Here is a 13249-nt window from a genome sequence, read left to right as displayed (position 1 = left end):
TTAAGGCTTATTAAACTAGATATCAAGAAGGTCGAATATTTGCTGTGGCTTTATCTCACCAATATCCCCACCTTCTGCTTTCACTGACATTTGAGCCTTACCATAACCGCCGATTAAACCGGGATCGGTAGGGCCAAAGAGGGTGATATTGGGTTTATCCAGCGCTGCAGTTAAGTGGCTTAACCCTGTATCGACAGATACAACACTTTTCGCTCCTGCAATAACCTGAGCTACTTGTGCTAGCGACATTTTGGGTAATACATCAACATAGTCGAAATCTGCAGCTAAGCGAATGGCACGTTGATGTTCATGCTCTGCACCCCAAGGTAACTTAATGCGCAACCCTGAATCAGCAAGTAGGGCGATTAATTCTCGCCAATGGGATTCTGGCCAGTGTTTTTCATCACGAGTTGTTGCGTGTAAAAAGACTAAATAAGGGCGTTTATCAAAGGATGGCAGTGAGAGGAAATGCTGTGCAATCCCATAATCACCTTGAGATTGTGGAATGGGGTAATTTAAGCTTAAGGCAAATAGTTGGCGAATACGTTCAACCGCATGCATTTTTCTACTAACATCGTGGCGAATATCGTAAAAGAAACTGGCTAAAGGCTCTCGGGCACATTGACGAGAATAGCCGTGTTTAGTGCCTTTGGCGTATCGAGTCACTAAAAATGCACTTTTCAGTAAACCTTGCGCATCAATAACAGCATCATAATGATGGGCTTGAATAGCGCGACGAAATTGCGTACGTTCAGCACGAATAGGTGCACTAAACCAGTTTTTTCGCCAACGACGTATTGCCACTGGAATAACGGTATCAACGGCTTGATGCCAGCTTGGGATCTGTGCAAAACCTTCTTCGACTACCCAATCAAAACAAATATCAGGATACGCATTGATTGCATCAGTTAATGCGGGCAATGTATGTAACACATCGCCCATGGAAGAGGTTTTAACGATTAATACCCGCTTCACGCTGATGGCTCCGTTGACAGTAAATTTTCTAATTCAGCAAAAACCTTCTCTGGCTGAATATCTATTAAGCTTTGGTGATAGCCTTGTTCTGCATCCCCTTTACGTATTTTGTGATAGCCCGTAATCAAACGGATCACGCGCGCTTTATGGGATAAGGGTGGCGTAAAGTCAGGGCTACTTGGGCCATAAAGGGCAACTAACGGGCGCTCTAATGCCGCCGCCACATGCATTAAACCAGAGTCATTACTGACGACAGCTTTACAAGATGCAATCAAATTCACCGCTTGTTCAAGGCTGGTTTCACCTGCAAGATTAAAACAGGCTTCACGGGCTTCTGGCGTTAAAGCTTGTTTTATCTCTTCACCGGCTTCGTTATCTTTTTGAGAGCCAAATAAGAAGATTTGATACCCTTGTTTTGTAATGAGTTTCTGTGCCAACGTAGCATAATGATAATGAGGCCAACGTTTTGCAGGACCAAATTCAGCACCGGGGCAAAAACCAATTGCAGGGCGTTGGGTAGATAATGAAAATTGGGTCAATGTAGTAGAGATATCATTTTCAGTCACTGATAACTTAGGCCATAACAAAGGCTGAGGTAAATCTGTCGCTTTTTGGACTTTCTGTTTGTCATAAGCCAGCGCCACATAACGCTCAACCATCAGCGGGAAGGCGTCTTTATCTAAAGGGCGTAAATCATTTAATAATCCATAGCGCATCTCTCCACGCCAGCCTGTGCGCTTAGGAATATCTGCAAAGAAAGGGACTAAGGCAGATTTAAACGAGTTAGGTAAGACATAAGCGTGAGTGTAACCATTCGCTCTTAGTTGTTTTCCTAAACGACGGCGTTCACCAATGGCTAAAGCTCCATGACCTAACGGCATTGGAATTGCGTTATCAACTTCCGGCATTTTTTCTAATAATGGACGGCACCACGCTGGTGCCATCACATCAATCGTTGCCGCAGGATGTAATGCTTTCAATGTACGATAAAGACTTTGGGACATCATCATGTCCCCGACCCATGAAGGCCCTACCACAAAGATTTTCATAAACAGCGATTACTTACCTTGATTTAACCATTGCATATAAAGCTCGACACCTTCGGCAACCGTTTTAAATGGTGCGGTATAACCTGCTTTACGTAAATTTGTCAGATCGGCTTGAGTAAAAGCTTGATAACGACCTTTTAATTTTTCTGGGAACTCGATATGTTCGATAGAAAGATCTTTATCTTTATGATGAGCAATAACGGCATCTGCAACAGCTTGGAATGATTCAGCACGGCCTGTACCACAGTTAAAAATACCGGATACATTATTGCGCCAGAACCATAAATTAACCGCAGCCACATCACCTACATAAATAAAGTCGCGTTGGAAGGTTTCGCTACCTTCAAATAGTTTTGGATTCTGGCCTGCATTGACTTGGTTATTTAAATGGAATGCAACACTTGCCATGCCACCTTTATGTCCTTCACGAGGGCCATAAACATTAAAATAACGGAAGCCACAAATCATTGATTCTGCTTCAGGTAAAATCTGACGCACATATTCATCGAATAAGAATTTTGAATAACCGTAGACATTTAAAGGTGCTTCGTATTTTCTCTCTTCAATAAAGTTATCTGTGCGACCACCATAAGTAGCAGCTGAAGAGGCATATAAGAAAGGAATTTGGCGATCTAAACAGTAGTGGAGTAGCTCTTTAGAATATTGATAGTTATTATCCATCATATATTTGCCATCCCATTCTGTGGTAGATGAGCAAGCACCCTCATGGAAAACGGCATCAATATCACCGAAATCATCACCTGCAACAACGCTTGCAATAAAATCTTCTTTATCCATGTAATCAGTGATATTCAAATCAACCAAATTCACGAACTTGGTGCCATCTTTAAGGTTATCAACAACCAATATATCGGTATAACCTTCATCATTTAATGCTTTAACAATATTGCTGCCGATAAAACCTGCACCGCCCGTGACGATAATCATGTGGCTACCCCTTCATATAAAAATCTAAAAATTAGCTCTGGGTCTATAATAACACTGAACAGCGTTAACGGTAGTATTCATCACGGAATAACAGGCTGAAATTCTCGAAAAACACAGTGTGTATTAGTGATCTTAATTACACAAATAACATTATTTATTTACATTTGTCGTTTTTAATAGAATAAAGGCATAAAATAAGAAACAGCGTAATTGTATTAAAATCAATTATAACCATAGTCTCTTTTTGTCTCTGTTCAGGAGAAAGTATGTCTAGCCACTCTTTCTATCAACAAATTAATCAACAACTCGAACAAACTCGTCAAGATGGCCTGTTTAAAAATGAGCGCATCATCACTTCTTCACAAAATGCAGATATCGCTGTTGCTGACGGAAGCCATGTTATTAATTTTTGTGCTAATAACTATTTAGGTTTGGCTAATCATCCAAAATTAATTGAAGCTGCAAAAGCAGGTATGGACAGCCACGGATTTGGTATGGCTTCTGTGCGTTTTATTTGTGGTACACAAGATTCACATAAAATATTAGAAAATAAAATCGCTGAATTTTTAGGAATGGAAGATGCCATTCTGTATTCATCTTGCTTTGATGCGAATGGTGGATTATTTGAAACATTAATGGGCCCTGAAGATGCCATTATTTCTGATGCCTTAAATCATGCTTCTATTATCGATGGTGTGCGTTTATGTAAAGCAAAACGCTATCGCTACGCGAACAACGATATGGCAGAACTGCGCACACAACTTGAAAAAGCTAAAGCAGATAATGCTCGCCACATTATGATCGCCACTGACGGTGTATTTTCAATGGATGGCGTGATTGCCGACCTAAAATCTATCTGTGATTTAGCGGATGAATTCGGTGCATTAGTGATGGTCGATGATTCGCATGCCGTGGGTTTTGTGGGAGCGCAAGGTCGCGGAACCCATGAATATTGTGATGTGATGGGTAGAGTTGACATTATCACGGGCACGTTAGGTAAAGCATTAGGTGGTGCATCAGGTGGTTATACTGCTGCCCGTAAAGAAGTGGTTGAATGGTTACGTCAACGTTCTCGCCCTTATTTATTCTCTAACTCGTTAGCGCCTGCGATTGTTTCGGCCTCTATTGCTGTTTTAGATATGCTGAAATCAGGTGATGAAATTCGTGCTCGTTTATGGCGTAACGCTTCACTTTTCCGTGAAAAAATGAGTGTGGCGGGTTTTACATTGGCGGGCGCAGATCATGCCATTATTCCAGTTATGTTAGGAGAGGCTAAATTAGCCCAAGAATTTGCAACACGCTTACTTGATGAAGGGATTTATGTCACAGGATTTTTCTATCCTGTTGTACCTCAAGGGCAAGCACGTATTCGTACACAAATGTCAGCAGCACACACTACTGAACAAATTGAGCGTGCAGTGGCGGCATTTATCAAAATTGGCAAAGAACTTAATGTGATTGCATAAGGTTACTCTATGAAAGCATTGTCAAAATTAAAAGCACAAGAAGGTATCTGGATGACCGATGTTCCAGTGCCTGAGCTTGGTCATAACGATGTGATGATCAAAATTCGCAAAACAGCAATTTGTGGCACTGATGTTCATATTTATAACTGGGATGAATGGTCACAAAAAACAATTCCTGTTCCTATGGTTGTCGGTCATGAATATATCGGTGAAATTGTGGCGATAGGGCAAGAAGTTAAAGGCTTTAATATTGGTGATCGTGTCTCGGGTGAAGGGCATATCACTTGTGGCCATTGTCGTAATTGTCGCGGTGGTCGTACGCATTTATGTCGTAATACTATTGGTGTGGGTGTAAACCGCCCAGGCTGTTTTGCTGAATATTTGGTTATCCCTGCCTTTAATGCATTTAAAATTCCAGACAATATTCCTGATGAATTAGCGGCTATTTTTGATCCATTTGGCAATGCTGTACATACCGCATTATCTTTTGATTTAGTGGGGGAAGATGTGCTGGTTTCCGGCGCAGGCCCTATTGGGATCATGGCGGCTGCAATTTGTAAGCATGTTGGTGCTCGTCATGTGGTGATCACTGATGTTAATGAATATCGTCTTGAACTTGCGAAAAAAATGGGGGTTACCCGAGCCGTCAATGTCAGCAAAGAAAACTTAATTGATGTGATGAAAGAGTTAGGTATGACTGAAGGTTTTGATGTCGGTCTAGAAATGTCGGGGGCACCTCCTGCATTTCGTACCATGCTTAACACCATGAATCATGGCGGTCGTATTGCGCTGTTGGGTATTCCACCTTCTGATATGGCAATTGATTGGGGACAAGTTATCTTTAAGGGACTGTTTATTAAAGGTATCTATGGCCGTGAGATGTTTGAAACATGGTATAAAATGGCAGCTCTTATCCAGTCTGGCCTTGATCTCTCGCCTATTATTACACATCAATTTTCTATTGATGAATTCCAAAAAGGCTTTGATATCATGCGTTCAGGTCAATCAGGTAAAGTGATTTTAGATTGGCAGTGATATGTGATTATTAAGCTAAAAAAGAGCCTTTTAAGGCTCTTTTTTATTGTGTTTTTATACGTTATTTTTCAACTTCACCGATTTCGTTCGGAGTTGGCGTATTCGGTATTTTCTTTTTTTCTGATGAACTAAATCCATTGGATAACGTATTAATCAGTGTACTTTTTTTCATCGAAATAATCGCTTTTTGCGCGGGTTTTAACCAAGATGCAGGTTTTGGCTCTTTCGGTTGTTCTGTGGGTGGGACAACTTTAGGTGGTTCAGGTTGTATTGGTTTTTCTGTCTGTGGCTTTAATAGCGTACTTGGTGCAACCAGTTGAATATCAGCAGGTAATAAAGGTAACTGTTGCTGTAATGCTCTAACAGTCGAGGGATGAGGATGGCCGATAGCAATTGCTACGCCATTTTTGCGCGCTAAAGCAATCGCGCGAGCGAGTTGTTGTCTTGTTTCTGCTTCTGTTTGTACGTTATCGAGAAAAACATGGCGACGCAAAGAGGGAACACCGGCGGCTTTGGCAGCAATAGCGGCTTGTGTATTACCAATGGTCACACTATCTAAAAAATAGAGGTTTGAGTGATTAAGCGCTTTAATGACTCTATCCATTGCTTGCCTATCTGATGTCATAGCACTACCCATATGGTTATTCATACCGACAGCGTAAGGCACATTATTGATCGCATGTTGAATAATGCGATTAATTTCAGCCTGATCCATGGACGGTTTTAGAGTATCGCGCTCTAAAGGTTGTTTGCTAATGGGAGCCATTGGCATATGGATCAGAATTTCACGCCCTTGTGAATGTGCTTTTGTCGCGATTTCTTTTCCATGAGGAGAATCAGGCAAAATAGCGATAGAAACCGCAGTAGGAAGTTGTAAAATTTGGTTATCTTCTTTTTTTCGATAACCAAAGTCATCAATCACAATGGCTAATTTGGCTGCAAATGCAGGCGTACTTACAACCAGACTTAGCAACATTAAACTAAGTAAAACCGGACGCTTGCGTTGTAATGTGCCAAGTAATTTCAAGCCTACCTCCCAAGCCAAGGAACAGGGTTCACTGCTTTTCCTTGACGTCTGATTTCAAAATAGAGTGCTGAACGCTCTTGCCCACCACTGTTACCAACTAAAGCAATAGGCTGGCCTGCTTTAACCTGTTGACCAACATTCACTAAAGCACTTTGGTTATAACCGTAAAGGCTCATATCACCTTTACCGTGTTCAACCACAACCACTAAACCATAGCCTTGAAGCCAATCGGCTAATAACACTCGCCCATCAGCAATAGCTTTTACTTCTGTGCCTTGTGCAGCTGGTATGACAATACCTTTCCAACGTAATTCACCAGAGCCAGAAATTGATTCACCAAAACGGTGTAATAAAGAGCCTCTGATAGGCCAAATTGCTTGCCCAGCGGGTTTTCCTAATCCACCGGTACGTGACATCAATGATTGCTCTTCGGCTGTTGGTTTATAGGTTGAACCGCGCTGTTGCGCTTCTCGTTGTTTGGCTGCAATGCGTGCTGCTTCTCGGGCTTCACGTTCTGCACGAGCTTTGGCTTCTCGCTCTGCTTGAGCAATTTTATTTCTTAATCGCGCTTCATTAGCTCGCATAGTCGCTAAGTTTTTCTGATCCGCTTTTAAGGTTGATTCAAGTTGAGTCAGCGTTTTTTGTCGAGCGGCTAAGGCATTATCAAGTTTTTGTTTTTCTTGCTGTTGTTTGGTGAGAACCTGTTTTTGTTCATTCTGTTTTGCTTGTTGTGTGGCTTTTTCTGCCTCAAGTTCTTTTGAGGTTTGAGCAAGCTCTGCCATTGTTTCTTTGCGTGCATCATTAATATAGCTGTAATACGCTAAGATACGCTCTTCACGCTGACCTTCTTCACCACGAAATAGAAGCTCTATACCTTGATGTTTACCTTGGCGGTAAGCCGCATCCATTTGGCGAGCTAATAATTCTTGTTGAGACTGATACTGTTTTTGTAAGCGTGCAATATTTGCGGTAATGGTTTTTATCTCTTTACCTAATGTTTGTAAGCGGTTTTGGGTTTCATGCACCGAGCGACCCGCATTAGAAATTTGGGTTTCTTGTGTTTTTAATTGATTAAGAAGGGCGGTACGTTGTTTTTGTTGTTCTTGAACCTGTTTTTCTTTTTCTGCAATCGTGGTTTGCAGATCTTTTAGCTGATTGCGGTTATCCGTTAATGTGTTAGCGAAAACAGGGGATGCAGAAAACAGAGAGGTGCTAATGAGCAACGTGATTAACGGTAAAGAAAATACACGATAAGACGGATGTGTTTTTTTTTGAAGATCCATTTTCTTTGCCATCTGACCAACGTACCTTTCATAACAGTTTGTAAGATTATTCCATGCCATAAAACAACTGACCAGCTAACACGAAATAAAGCCAAAATTTCAGATAATACCTAACAGGTAATCTATTCAATTAATAAGAGATTATAAAGCAATAATAATCGGAGAGAGGAAAAAAGAGGTATTCTGTGTGACAGCGCAATAGAATATCACGCTGTCCACGAGTGAGATTATTCGACGATAGTACCCCAAAGGTCATATTCGTCTGCATGCTCAATAAGAACACGAACAATTTGCCCCGGTTCTACATCAAATTGCTCATTGAGATAAACCGCACCATCAATTTCAGGTGCATCAGCCATACTACGACCAATCGCCCCCTCTTCATCAACTTCATCAATCATAACAAGCAACACTTTGCCAATTTTCTCTTGCAGGCGTTCAGTCGAAATTTGTTGCTGTAATTGCATAAAGCGATGATAGCGTTCTTCTTTCACTTCTTCAGGCACTTGATCTGCCAGTTCATTTGCTTTTGCACCCTCTACAGGGCTGTATTTAAAGCAACCTACGCGATCTAAACGCGCTTCGGTGAGGAAATCCAATAACATTTGGAAATCTTCTTCTGTTTCACCCGGAAAACCGACAATAAAGGTAGAACGTAAAGTTAATTCTGGGCAAATTTCACGCCAGCGTTTTACGCGCTCTAATGTACGTTCAACGGAACCTGGGCGTTTCATTAGTTTTAAAATCTTAGGGCTGGCATGCTGTAATGGAATATCCAAATAAGGCAAAATTTTACCTTCAGCCATTAAAGGAATGACATCATCAACATGTGGATATGGATAAACATAATGTAAGCGAACCCAAATACCTAATTTTGCCAGTTGTTCACATAAACTAACCATACTGGTTTTGACAGGCATTCCATCCCAAAAGCCTGTTTGATGTTTAGTATCAACACCATAAGCTGAGGTATCTTGAGAGATAACCAGTAACTCTTTTACGCCCGCATTAACCAATCTTTTCGCTTCACTTAAAACTTCACCGATTGGACGGCTATCTAAATCGCCTCGCATTGATGGGATAATGCAGAAAGTACAACGGTGATTACAGCCTTCAGAAATTTTTAAATACGCATAATGACGAGGCGTTAATTTTACACCCTGTTCAGGAACAAGGCTGAGAAAAGGGTTGTGATCAGGTTTGGGCACATAGTGATGAATATGAGATAAAACTTGTTCATAACTATGAGGCCCTGTGATCTCGAGTACTTTAGGGTGCACTTCACGGATTTGGTTCTCTTTTGCACCTAAACAACCAGTGACAATAACTTTACCGTTTTCATCGAGTGCTTCACCAATCGCTTCTAGCGATTCTTGTACTGCGCTGTCAATAAACCCACAGGTATTGACGATGACTAAATCAGCATCATTATAGGTAGGAACAACTTGATAACCTTCTGTACGCAGTTCGGTTAGGATACGCTCAGAGTCCACTAAATTTTTAGGACAACCTAATGAAACGAATCCAATTTTAGGCACTTGATTTGTTTGCGACATGCTCGTGTTCTCAATACTTTTAAATAAATAACAGATAGTTGTTGTATCTCAGACAGGTATAAATCTTACGTAATATGGGCGATTTTATACGTAAGTAGCCACTATTAGGGATGTTGATTTATTAATAGCTTGCCTGAAGAGGGATCCTGTAGAGTAAAAAGGTAAGGCCTTTTCAATTCATCATTTTTCACGGAACCGGCACTAATGGTACATAAATCCGTCAATAAAAAAAATGATTGTTGAGAAACTTTCCGCAAAAATAGAAAGAGAAAAGCAGGAATAGGCTGTAATTGCGCCATGACAAAGGTATACTTTGGCTCTTTGATACTATTTTTAACCAACGAGAGTGATTGCATCCTATGCTGCAAGAAGTAATGCAATTTTTCAACCGGCACACCCTGTTAAGCTTTATTTGGGTCGCGTTGCTGGTGGCGGTCATTGTATTGACCTTTAAAGGGCTTTTTTCTAAGACGAAAAATATTTCCCGTACAGAAGCGATTTCTTTGATAAACAAAGAGAATGCGGTGTGTGTTGATATCCGTAGCCGTGATGAGTTCCGTAAAGGACACATCATTGATTCTATCAATTTAACGCCTTCTGAAATCAAAAATAATAATATTGCTGAGCTGGAGAAATATAAATCACAGCCAGTTATTGTTGTGTCACCATCAGGTATTGAAGGTGCAAAACCGGCAGAAAGCCTAATTAAACTCGGTTTTGAAAAAGTCTTTATTTTAAAAGATGGTCTTTCAGGCTGGAGTGGTGAGAATTTACCACTGGCTAAAGGTAAAAAATAACGAGCGGGCAGATTGAGTTCTATACTTACTGCTATTCAATTAATAAGGATATAAAAAGGTAAGATTATTATGTCAGAACAGCAAAACCAAGAGATGACTTTTCAAATTCAACGTATCTATACAAAAGATATCTCTTTTGAAGCGCCTAATGCTCCACAAGTTTTCCAAAAAGAGTGGCAACCAGAAGTTAAATTAGATCTGGATACTTCTTCTAATACTTTAGCTGAAAACGTCTATGAAGTTATTTTGCGTGTTACTGTAACCGCAACAATGGATAACGAAACTGCATTCCTGTGTGAAGTTCAACAAGCAGGTATCTTCACCGTTGAAGGTATTGAAGGCACTCAATTAGCACATTGCTTAGGTGCATACTGCCCTAACGTTCTGTTCCCTTACGCTCGCGAATGTATCACTAACTTAGTTAGCCGTGGTACTTTCCCACAACTGAACTTAGCACCAGTTAACTTTGATGCGTTGTTTATGAACTATTTACAACAGCAACAAACTGATGCCGCTAATGAAGGGGCTGAAGAAGCTTAATGAACGCTTCTATGACAGTTATCGGTGCCGGTTCATACGGCACCGCTTTAGCGATTACTTTAGCGCGCAATGGTCATGATGTCGTACTTTGGGGTCATGATCCTGAACATGTTGCTGCGTTAGAGCAAGCTCGCTGTAATCAGGCTTTTCTGCCCGATGTTTCCTTTCCTGATAGTTTATACATGGAAGCTTCTTTACAAAAAGCCATCGAAGCTAGCCGTAATATTCTGGTTGTTATCCCAAGTCATGTTTTTGGTGACGTATTGCAACAGATCAAACCCTTTTTACGTCAGGATGCACGTGTTGTTTGGGCGACAAAAGGACTTGAGGCTCATACTGGTCGCTTATTGCAAGATGTAGCGCGTGAAGTATTAGGTAATGAAATCCCGCTCGCAGTTTTATCAGGTCCTACTTTTGCTAAAGAGCTTGCTGCTGGTTTACCTACCGCGATTTCTGTGGCTTCAACAGATAATGCGTTTTCTGAGGAGCTTCAGCAACTTTTCCATTGTGGCAAAAGTTTCCGAGTATATAAAAACCCTGATTTTATCGGAGTACAACTGGGTGGCGCGGTAAAAAACGTGATTGCTATTGGTGCCGGTATGTCTGATGGTATGGGATTTGGTGCTAATGCGCGTACCGCACTGATCACTCGCGGTCTTGCTGAGATGAGTCGTCTAGGTAAGGCATTAGGTGCAGATGCTGCAACCTTTATGGGAATGGCAGGTTTGGGTGATTTAGTTTTAACCTGTACCGATAACCAATCTCGTAATCGTCGCTTTGGTATGATGTTAGGTCAAGGCCTTGATGTGGATACTGCCCAAGAGAAAATCGGGCAGGTGGTTGAAGGTTATCGTAATACCAAAGAAGTTCGTGCATTAGCCGAACAAGTTGGTGTTGAAATGCCTATCACTGAACAGATCTACCAGATTTTATATCAACATAAAGATGCCAAAGAAGCGGCATTATCTTTATTAGGCCGTGCAACAAAAGATGAGATAGACAGCAATCTATTCTAAGTCTATTTTAGCTATCGCCATGCATTTAATGTTTTGGTTTAAGATATTAGTTTAAGGTATCTGTTTCGGTTTTAAACATAAGAAGCCTAAGTATTTACTTAGGCTTCAATGTAAAAAGAATGAGAGTGAGTATGTCGCTAGAAGAACTAAAAAGAGTCTGGGATCATATTAAAGATGAAGCAAGATGTTTGGCAGATTGCGAGCCTATTTTGGCGAGTTTTTTCCATGCGACATTACTCAAACATGAAAACTTAGGTAGTGCTTTAAGTTATATGTTGGCAAATAAGCTAGCAACTCAAACAATGCCCGCGATTGCAGTTCGTGAGATTGTTGAAGAGGCATACCGTAGTGATAATTCTATGATTGAATCGGCTGCTTATGATATTTCGGCCGTGCGTTTACGTGATCCTGCCGTTGATAAATACTCTACACCACTGCTTTATTTAAAAGGTTTCCATGCCTTACAGGCTTATCGCATCGCGCATTGGTTATGGAATCAAGATCGCAAAGCGTTAGCGGTGTATCTGCAAAACCAGATTTCTGTGACTTTTGGTGTTGATATCCATCCAGCTGCCCGTATTGGCCACGGTATTATGCTTGATCACGCAACAGGCATTGTAATTGGTGAAACCGCTATCGTAGAGAACGATGTCTCTATTTTACAATCTGTCACCTTAGGGGGAACAGGTAAAACTTGCGGTGATCGCCATCCTAAAGTTCGTGAAGGCGTCATGATTGGTGCAGGTGCTAAAATACTCGGCAATATTGAGATTGGTCGCGGTGCTAAAATTGGTGCCGGCTCTGTGGTATTACATGAGGTTCCTGCACATACCACTGTTGCGGGCGTTCCTGCTCGTATTGTGGGTAAACCAACTAGTGATAAGCCTTCACTCGATATGGATCAACACTTTAATGGTGTAGTACCCGGTTTTGAATGTGGTGATGGCATTTAATGGCATTAACTGAAGTCACTCTTTCTGAACTAAAGGCTTGTTTGCACGCCGAGTATATTGGTGATAACAAGCCTTTTAGTTGGGTAAGACTTTTTCACCGAGTTTTTTTCTGCCAGCGTTCTCGTTATCTATTTTGGTGGCGTGTCGCCCAATTCTTTTATTTCTCTAAAAATCGTTTCCTTAACAAATTAGGCACTCGCATTGGTTCTAAAAATAACCGTAAATATTGCAACGATATCTCACTAAGAACTCGTATCGGTAAAGGCCTTTCATTACCTCATCCCATAGGGATCGTACTGACTAATTACTGTCAATTAGGTGAGAATGTGACGTTAATGCAAGGTGTGACTATTGGAGTAAAAGAAAAAAATGGCAAAGCGGATATTCGAGTTGGAAATAACGTTTATATCGGTTGTAACTCATCGATTATCGGCGGAGAGATAGAGATTGGTGATAATGCGGTAATTGGTGCTCACGCATTAGTATTAAAGGATGTGGGGAAAGGGTGTCGGTATATTACAAAAGTGGTTGCCGAAATTAGACAGGCGCCAGAGTAATAAATAGAGTAATAAATTAAGTTTTTAGTCATTTGAAATTAAAAAAG

At 41.0% G+C, this 13249-nt stretch carries 14 protein-coding genes; 7 read left to right on the top strand and 7 right to left on the bottom strand.

From position 1 onward, the window contains the following. Positions 1-15: 15 nt before the first annotated feature. From rfaC to rfaD, 3 genes are read right to left on the bottom strand one after another with little or no spacing between them, the layout of a single operon-like run. On the bottom strand, positions 16-975 hold the full coding sequence (gene rfaC / locus DK858_RS17490; RefSeq protein WP_109398495.1) for a lipopolysaccharide heptosyltransferase RfaC: 960 nt from the start codon (positions 973-975) through the stop codon (positions 16-18). After that, the gene (gene rfaF / locus DK858_RS17485) at positions 972-2024 is read right to left on the bottom strand and encodes an ADP-heptose--LPS heptosyltransferase RfaF (protein WP_109398494.1); all 1053 of its coding nucleotides are present in this window, start codon (positions 2022-2024) and stop codon (positions 972-974) included. The genes rfaC and rfaF overlap by 4 nt, the downstream gene beginning before the upstream one ends. Positions 2025-2033: 9 nt before the next feature. Then, positions 2034-2972, bottom strand: a complete 939-nt coding sequence (rfaD, locus tag DK858_RS17480; protein WP_109398493.1) for an ADP-glyceromanno-heptose 6-epimerase — start codon at positions 2970-2972, stop codon at positions 2034-2036. Positions 2973-3238: 266 nt separating this feature from the next. On the opposite strand from rfaD, the gene DK858_RS17475 reads away from it, so the two are divergent. Together DK858_RS17475 and tdh are read left to right on the top strand one after the other, a co-directional pair. Further along, entirely contained in the window at positions 3239-4438 is a 1200-nt protein-coding gene (locus DK858_RS17475) for a glycine C-acetyltransferase (RefSeq protein WP_109398492.1), read from the top strand. Positions 4439-4447: 9 nt separating this feature from the next. Beyond that, positions 4448-5473, top strand: coding sequence for an L-threonine 3-dehydrogenase (tdh, locus tag DK858_RS17470; protein WP_109398491.1), 1026 nt, complete (start codon positions 4448-4450; stop codon positions 5471-5473). 61 nt (positions 5474-5534) lie between these two features. Here the strand turns inward: tdh and DK858_RS17465 are convergent, their stop codons facing one another. The 4 genes from DK858_RS17465 to DK858_RS17450 form a co-directional block, all read right to left on the bottom strand. After that, positions 5535-6500: a divergent polysaccharide deacetylase family protein gene (locus tag DK858_RS17465; RefSeq protein WP_109398490.1), complete on the bottom strand. Its 966-nt coding sequence runs from the start codon at positions 6498-6500 to the stop codon at positions 5535-5537. Between the two features lie 2 nt (positions 6501-6502). Next, a complete protein-coding gene (envC, locus tag DK858_RS17460) occupies positions 6503-7795 on the bottom strand; it encodes a murein hydrolase activator EnvC (RefSeq protein ID WP_109398489.1) in 1293 nt (430 codons plus the stop codon). A gap of 215 nt (positions 7796-8010) precedes the next feature. Further along, positions 8011-9339 (bottom strand): 30S ribosomal protein S12 methylthiotransferase RimO, encoded by a 1329-nt coding sequence (gene rimO / locus DK858_RS17455; RefSeq protein WP_109398488.1) that lies wholly within the window; start codon positions 9337-9339, stop codon positions 8011-8013. Positions 9340-9443: 104 nt separating this feature from the next. Then, a complete protein-coding gene (locus tag DK858_RS17450) occupies positions 9444-9695 on the bottom strand; it encodes a hypothetical protein (protein WP_109398487.1) in 252 nt (83 codons plus the stop codon). 3 nt (positions 9696-9698) lie between these two features. Between DK858_RS17450 and DK858_RS17445 the strand changes: the two genes are divergently transcribed. From DK858_RS17445 to DK858_RS17425, 5 genes are all read left to right on the top strand, one after another. Beyond that, a complete protein-coding gene (locus DK858_RS17445; protein ID WP_109398486.1) occupies positions 9699-10136 on the top strand; it encodes a rhodanese-like domain-containing protein in 438 nt (145 codons plus the stop codon). A gap of 69 nt (positions 10137-10205) precedes the next feature. Next, on the top strand, positions 10206-10676 hold the full coding sequence (gene secB / locus DK858_RS17440; protein WP_006534205.1) for a protein-export chaperone SecB: 471 nt from the start codon (positions 10206-10208) through the stop codon (positions 10674-10676). Then, on the top strand, positions 10676-11692 hold the full coding sequence (gpsA, locus tag DK858_RS17435) for an NAD(P)H-dependent glycerol-3-phosphate dehydrogenase (protein ID WP_109398485.1): 1017 nt from the start codon (positions 10676-10678) through the stop codon (positions 11690-11692). The genes secB and gpsA overlap by 1 nt, the downstream gene beginning before the upstream one ends. 131 nt (positions 11693-11823) lie before the next feature. Next, positions 11824-12645: a serine O-acetyltransferase gene (gene cysE, locus DK858_RS17430; RefSeq protein WP_075674083.1), complete on the top strand. Its 822-nt coding sequence runs from the start codon at positions 11824-11826 to the stop codon at positions 12643-12645. Beyond that, entirely contained in the window at positions 12645-13202 is a 558-nt protein-coding gene (locus tag DK858_RS17425; RefSeq protein ID WP_109398484.1) for a serine acetyltransferase, read from the top strand. The genes cysE and DK858_RS17425 overlap by 1 nt, the downstream gene beginning before the upstream one ends. The last annotated feature ends 47 nt before the right edge of the window (positions 13203-13249 follow it).

It is taken from the genome of Proteus faecis (assembly GCF_003144395.1).
GTDB lineage: Bacteria > Pseudomonadota > Gammaproteobacteria > Enterobacterales > Enterobacteriaceae > Proteus > Proteus faecis.
Note: the sequence above shows the minus strand (reverse complement) of the source record. Positions and strands in the feature narration are given on the sequence as shown.

What these genes read in the sequence shown, in the direction of transcription:
- DK858_RS17425 (WP_109398484.1), top strand. Translation starts at nt 12,645, where the DNA reads ATGGCATTAACTGAAGTCACTCTTTCTGAACTAAAGGCTTGTTTGCAC.
- envC (WP_109398489.1), bottom strand. Translation starts at nt 7,795, where the DNA reads ATGGCAAAGAAAATGGATCTTCAAAAAAAAACACATCCGTCTTATCGT.
- DK858_RS17475 (WP_109398492.1), top strand. Translation starts at nt 3,239, where the DNA reads ATGTCTAGCCACTCTTTCTATCAACAAATTAATCAACAACTCGAACAA.
- rfaD (WP_109398493.1), bottom strand. Translation starts at nt 2,972, where the DNA reads ATGATTATCGTCACGGGCGGTGCAGGTTTTATCGGCAGCAATATTGTT.
- cysE (WP_075674083.1), top strand. Translation starts at nt 11,824, where the DNA reads ATGTCGCTAGAAGAACTAAAAAGAGTCTGGGATCATATTAAAGATGAA.
- DK858_RS17450 (WP_109398487.1), bottom strand. Translation starts at nt 9,695, where the DNA reads ATGCAATCACTCTCGTTGGTTAAAAATAGTATCAAAGAGCCAAAGTAT.
- rimO (WP_109398488.1), bottom strand. Translation starts at nt 9,339, where the DNA reads ATGTCGCAAACAAATCAAGTGCCTAAAATTGGATTCGTTTCATTAGGT.
- gpsA (WP_109398485.1), top strand. Translation starts at nt 10,676, where the DNA reads ATGAACGCTTCTATGACAGTTATCGGTGCCGGTTCATACGGCACCGCT.
- DK858_RS17445 (WP_109398486.1), top strand. Translation starts at nt 9,699, where the DNA reads ATGCTGCAAGAAGTAATGCAATTTTTCAACCGGCACACCCTGTTAAGC.
- rfaF (WP_109398494.1), bottom strand. Translation starts at nt 2,024, where the DNA reads ATGAAAATCTTTGTGGTAGGGCCTTCATGGGTCGGGGACATGATGATG.
- tdh (WP_109398491.1), top strand. Translation starts at nt 4,448, where the DNA reads ATGAAAGCATTGTCAAAATTAAAAGCACAAGAAGGTATCTGGATGACC.
- secB (WP_006534205.1), top strand. Translation starts at nt 10,206, where the DNA reads ATGTCAGAACAGCAAAACCAAGAGATGACTTTTCAAATTCAACGTATC.